The following is a 4,439-nucleotide window of genomic DNA, read 5'->3' on the forward strand; positions in this document are numbered from 1 at the left end:
CTAGAGCATAATCCGATCAGTCTGGTTCATATCCAGCGGCGGTGAAGCACGCTGCGGCCTGGCGATGAGAGATATCGTCAATTGCTCCACAGACGGTATTTTGAAGAGCGTCGAGGGTTCGCGGTGCCACCCGTCTGATCCACGCCTTCATTTTGGCGAAGATGTTTTCGATCGGGTTGAAATCAGGACTGTAGGGCGGCAGGAACAACAACCTGGCGCCGACTGCCTCCACAGCCTCGCGGGCAGCGGCTCCTTTATGGGCGGGCAGATTGTCCAGAATGACGACGTCTCCCGGCGACAGGGTTGGAACGAGCACCTTGCGGGTATAGGCGGCAAACCATTCGCCGGTCATTGGGCCGTCCAGCATCATCGGTGCTGTCATGCCGGAGAGGCGCAGCCCGCCGATGAACGTCGTGGTTTTCCAGTGCCCGTGGGGCACGGACATCCGACAGCGCGTGCCCCGTTGTGACCGCCCCCGCAGGCGGGCCATCTTCGTTGAGACGGCTGTTTCGTCGATGAAGATCAGACGGGCCGGATCAAGGTCAGGCTGACTGTCAAACCAGGCCTCGCGCCGCTGTGCGACGTCGGGCCGTGTCTGCTCGCTGGCGTGCGCCGTTTTTTTTGATGGTCATGTCGTGACGGTCGAGACAGCGCCAGATCGTACTCGGCGCAAAGCGGACACCGTGTTCCGCTGCAAGTGTCTCCGCCAGTTCGACAAGGGAAATATCGGCCTTTGTTTCAATCGCGGCTAGCAGGAAGGCTGACCACGCTTCAATCCGGTGAGAACGGCGATCACCGCCCTGTTTAAGCGCATGGTCACGACCGCTGGCCTGCCACTCGGCAACCCAGCGGATAACGCTCGACGAAGACACACCAAAACGAACCGCCGCCGCACGACGGGTCATGCCAGAGGCAACAGCCGCAATCGTGCGGCGGCGAAGGTCAGCAGACAGGGCTCGGGTCATACGGGCCGGCCTCCATACCGGCACATAGTATGAATCAGATTTCGACCAGTATGGGAATCTTAAAATGAACCTATTAGATCAGATTATGCTCTAGACCAATTCGCTCACGGCACTTCTGCTTAATGTAAGCTTCGTTTTCCGAGTTGATTTCTTTTGCTAGCTGACAGTTGGTGAAGTTAAAATCGATATGCTCGTTCTCTCTCCATGCGAGCATTAGACGATAATAGTGAATGTCGGTGCTGCTAAATCCAACGAAAGTGCGCGGAATCCCCATTTATCTATCCTATTTACAAATCTTCATTATGTAACGAACATTATTGTGTTTCAAGAAGTGCTTTTCTTAGGCACTTATTAAAGCAAACCGTCCTGCTTAGCGCAAGGCGAATTGGCGTACCTCCTGACCGTGATGTAAGGTTATACCCAGATGCCACACCGCGATACCCTTCATGTTATTAGAATAAGAAAAATGCGATATTTATAGAAGTCATGCTCTGGTTTGGTTGGTAATAATTCCGGGCTATAGGCGTGTAGGATTGAGGTAGGCAGGTCACATCGGAACTTACAATTTTGCGGTCCGCACGCAAGCGAGCTAAAAAATCGCGATAAGTATCGCCACACCACCGTCGTGATGCTACCTACGAATCACAAGTCTTAATGAATTTGAGAGTGATAGAAACCTGCAATGGCAAAGACAAAAGTTTTCGTTAGCTATGATCATTCAGAGGACGCTTTATACAAATATCTTCTTCAAGCATGGGACGCCAATGAGGACTTCGACTTTGAGTTCGATAGTCGTGGTCCAAATATTCCAATCGATAGTGATAATTCAGCGGTGATTAAGGCATCTTTGACGAAGTTACTTAAATCTGCAACGCATCTGTTGGTGATTGTGGGTGAGAAGAGCAGTACCAGCGACTGGATAGGATGGGAGATCGCACGAGCCAAGCAGGATGACATCAAGCTTAAGTTAGCTGCGGTAAAACTGAATAAGACCAACATCACCCCTGCCGGTCTATTAAACGTCGGCACATCTTGGGCGACCAGCTTTGAACGAGACCGCATCGTCGATGCTCTCAAAAAGGCTAAAGTTGGATACTGATCCGCAGAGAGTTAGGCCTGAGAACTATTATTAGAGATATAGTGATAAAGATCATATGAACGAAGATAGTCGTGCAATATGTTTTGTCGTGATGGGTTTCGGCAAGAAGACGGATTTTGAATCCGGGCGGACGATCGATTTGGATGCGACCTACGAGGCCATCATTGAACCCGCCGCAACCAAGCATAATTTACGGTGCATCAGGGCCGATGAAATCATGCACTCCGGCATCATTGATACGCCAATGTACGAGATGCTGCTTCAATCAGACCTCGTTATCGCCGATATCTCAACGGGTAACATCAACGCTGTCTACGAACTCGGCGTGCGGCATGCGCTGCGGCCAAACTGCACTATTATTATGAAGGAGCGTGAGGGTAGACTCTATTTCGATCTGAATCATGTCAATACCTTCGAGTACGATCATCTTGGTGAAGATATCGGAGCACGTGAAGCAAGACGCGCCACCCGCGACTTGGGGGTTTTGATCAAGGAGGTCATGGCATCGGGCAAGACGGATAGTCCAGTTTACACTTATCTGCCCCGGCTCATGCAGCCCAAGCTTAACGAAGAAGAGTTTTCGGATTTAGTTGACGAGACTGAGGCTGCGCAGGAAAGGCTTTCAGAATTAATGCAAAAAGGGGAGGCCGCGATGAAGGCGAGCAACCCCGAGGTTGCGGTCAACGCATTTAAAGCGGCTGCCCATCTGAAGGGGCCTGATCCGTTCATCATCCAGCAACTGGCTTTGGCTACTTATAAAGCAAAAAAACCTTCGCCCTTGGCTGCATTGATAGCCGGTTTGCAGATCATAAACCAGTTAAGTCCAGACAGCTCCAACGATCCGGAGACGCTCGGTATTACTGGAGCTATATACAAACGCCTTTGGCACCTGACGAATGATCGTCCTCAGCTTGATGCCGCTATCCGTTACTATGGACGGGGTTTCGAAGTCAGACGGGACTACTATAATGGCGAAAATCTAGCACTCTGTTATGAATTTCGACAGGGGTTGCAGACCGATCCGGACGAGGCCCTTTATGATCGCCTGAGCGCACGGAAAATTCGCACGGCGCTGCTCGAAACCCTATTGCTCTTGATTGAAACACCATCCTTCGATGAGCGAGCCGACAGACGTTGGGTGTTGGCAACACTCGCAAACTGCGCATATGCTTTAGGTAAACCCCAAGACGGTGAGCAGTTTGAGGAAAGGTTTATGGCGGAGCAACCAGCAAATTGGGAAATCGAGACTTATCAGGAGTCCAAGATGCACGTCCTGAGCATATCTTCATCGGACGCGCCAGACAAATTATAGTTCTATGACCAATGAAACTCACAGGCAGGCGACATAAAGAACGTCCGCTGTCGATAAACTGTCACGACAGCTCCGAATGACCGACATGTAGGCGGAAACTGCCAGTCTTCTACTCTTCTATTCCCGAACATCACCGTCTGGAGGTCATTGGACGAAGAGTCCGATCAGATCGCCTTCTTGAGATTCGGACTAGCCTTGAAGCGCACGGTCTTGCCCGCCTTGACCTTCACCGGTTCGCCGGTGCGGGGATTGAGCGCCTTGCGGGCCTTGGTCTTGTGGACGGTAAATGTCCCGAAGGACGGCAGTGTGAAGCCACCCTCCTGCTCCAGTTCGGCGACAATGGCACCAACCAGATCATCGGCGGCCTTGGCGGCGGCAACACCCGTGCAGACGAGGGAGTCCTGAAGAACGGCGGCAATGAAGGCTTTGCTCATGCGGGCGCAGGTCCGTGTCGTGGTCGATTCCGGAAAACGGTAGCAGCGCCCTGTCGCCCCGTCACCGCTGAAACGGCGACACACCCCTATGCAAGTTCTTCTATCCCAGCGCCCTACGGTCCCGAGACACTTGTTGCGCTGGCGTGTTCCTGCCTCTTTCTAATCAACCCCGCTGATCCACCGCCTCCCTCGGGAGGTCAATCGCGGGTTTCCGATGACAGTTGCGCCTTTCCGCTCCGAAGCCGTCGCCCGAGGCACGCGCATGCTGCGCACTGCCCTTGGGTCGGCGATTGCCGGGCATCTCGATGATCCGTCGATCGTCGAGGTGATGCTCAATCCCGGTAAGCTTCCGGCGACTCTTGCAGTTACCCACAAATCTGCTGTTCTTGAATTTTGTGCTTGATGCAGATGAATCTGTTGTGATTCCTTTTCTGTCACCTTTATGCAGGCGGGGTGTGAGAATGGTACAGGATTGGGTCATACAGGAAATATCCGGATCTGACCTTGGCGACGAGCGCCTGAACAGGCGTCTGGGCACGATGCTCGCGGCACTTGCTGAACGACCGGGCAAGTCTCTCCCGACGGCATTTCAGGATTGGTCTGCGACCAAGGCAGCATATAGATTTTTT

General features: G+C 52.6%; 6 protein-coding genes and 1 pseudogene. 4 read left to right on the forward strand and 3 right to left on the reverse strand.

Annotated features, from left to right (window positions below; all coding sequences use genetic code 11):
- Positions 1-16 precede the first annotated feature (16 nt).
- Both GEU01_RS25070 and GEU01_RS27650 read right to left on the reverse strand, forming a co-directional pair.
- Positions 17-965, reverse strand: a protein-coding gene (locus GEU01_RS25070; protein WP_240906627.1) for an IS630 family transposase whose coding sequence is annotated in 2 segments (ribosomal slippage) — positions 17-626 and positions 625-965 — 951 coding nt in all. Because the reading frame shifts where the segments join, the coding sequence is not laid out codon by codon here.
- Between the two features lie 73 nt (positions 966-1,038).
- Positions 1,039-1,239, reverse strand: a complete 201-nt coding sequence (locus GEU01_RS27650; RefSeq protein WP_019087414.1) for a TIR domain-containing protein — start codon at positions 1,237-1,239, stop codon at positions 1,039-1,041.
- 408 nt (positions 1,240-1,647) lie between these two features.
- On the opposite strand from GEU01_RS27650, the gene GEU01_RS19625 reads away from it, so the two are divergent.
- Both GEU01_RS19625 and GEU01_RS19630 read left to right on the forward strand, forming a co-directional pair.
- Positions 1,648-2,064 carry a TIR domain-containing protein gene (locus GEU01_RS19625; protein WP_019087415.1) on the forward strand — a complete coding sequence of 139 codons (417 nt, stop codon included), beginning with the start codon at positions 1,648-1,650 and terminating at the stop codon, positions 2,062-2,064.
- A gap of 55 nt (positions 2,065-2,119) precedes the next feature.
- A complete protein-coding gene (locus GEU01_RS19630; protein WP_019087416.1) occupies positions 2,120-3,376 on the forward strand; it encodes a tetratricopeptide repeat-containing protein in 1,257 nt (418 codons plus the stop codon).
- Positions 3,377-3,540: 164 nt separating this feature from the next.
- Here the strand turns inward: GEU01_RS19630 and GEU01_RS19635 are convergent, their stop codons facing one another.
- Positions 3,541-3,810 carry an HU family DNA-binding protein gene (locus GEU01_RS19635; RefSeq protein WP_019087417.1) on the reverse strand — a complete coding sequence of 90 codons (270 nt, stop codon included), beginning with the start codon at positions 3,808-3,810 and terminating at the stop codon, positions 3,541-3,543.
- A 214-nt stretch (positions 3,811-4,024) separates the two neighbouring features.
- Here GEU01_RS19635 and GEU01_RS25075 point away from each other — a divergent pair.
- Together GEU01_RS25075 and GEU01_RS27655 are read left to right on the forward strand one after the other, a co-directional pair.
- Positions 4,025-4,150 (forward strand): annotated as a pseudogene (locus GEU01_RS25075) (P-type conjugative transfer ATPase TrbB); the annotation flags it as partial.
- Between the two features lie 121 nt (positions 4,151-4,271).
- On the forward strand, positions 4,272-4,439 hold a 168-nt coding region (locus GEU01_RS27655), incomplete at its 3' end, for an IS4/Tn5 family transposase DNA-binding protein (protein WP_019087418.1).

The organism is Komagataeibacter europaeus LMG 18890, from assembly GCF_000285295.1.
Taxonomy (GTDB): Bacteria; Pseudomonadota; Alphaproteobacteria; order Acetobacterales; family Acetobacteraceae; genus Komagataeibacter; species Komagataeibacter europaeus.

Excerpts from the sequence above, each read along its gene's own strand:
- GEU01_RS27650 (WP_019087414.1), bottom strand. The coding sequence starts at position 1,239 with ATGGGGATTCCGCGCACTTTCGTTGGATTTAGCAGCACCGACATTCAC.
- GEU01_RS19625 (WP_019087415.1), top strand. The coding sequence starts at position 1,648 with ATGGCAAAGACAAAAGTTTTCGTTAGCTATGATCATTCAGAGGACGCT.
- GEU01_RS19630 (WP_019087416.1), top strand. The coding sequence starts at position 2,120 with ATGAACGAAGATAGTCGTGCAATATGTTTTGTCGTGATGGGTTTCGGC.
- GEU01_RS19635 (WP_019087417.1), bottom strand. The coding sequence starts at position 3,810 with ATGAGCAAAGCCTTCATTGCCGCCGTTCTTCAGGACTCCCTCGTCTGC.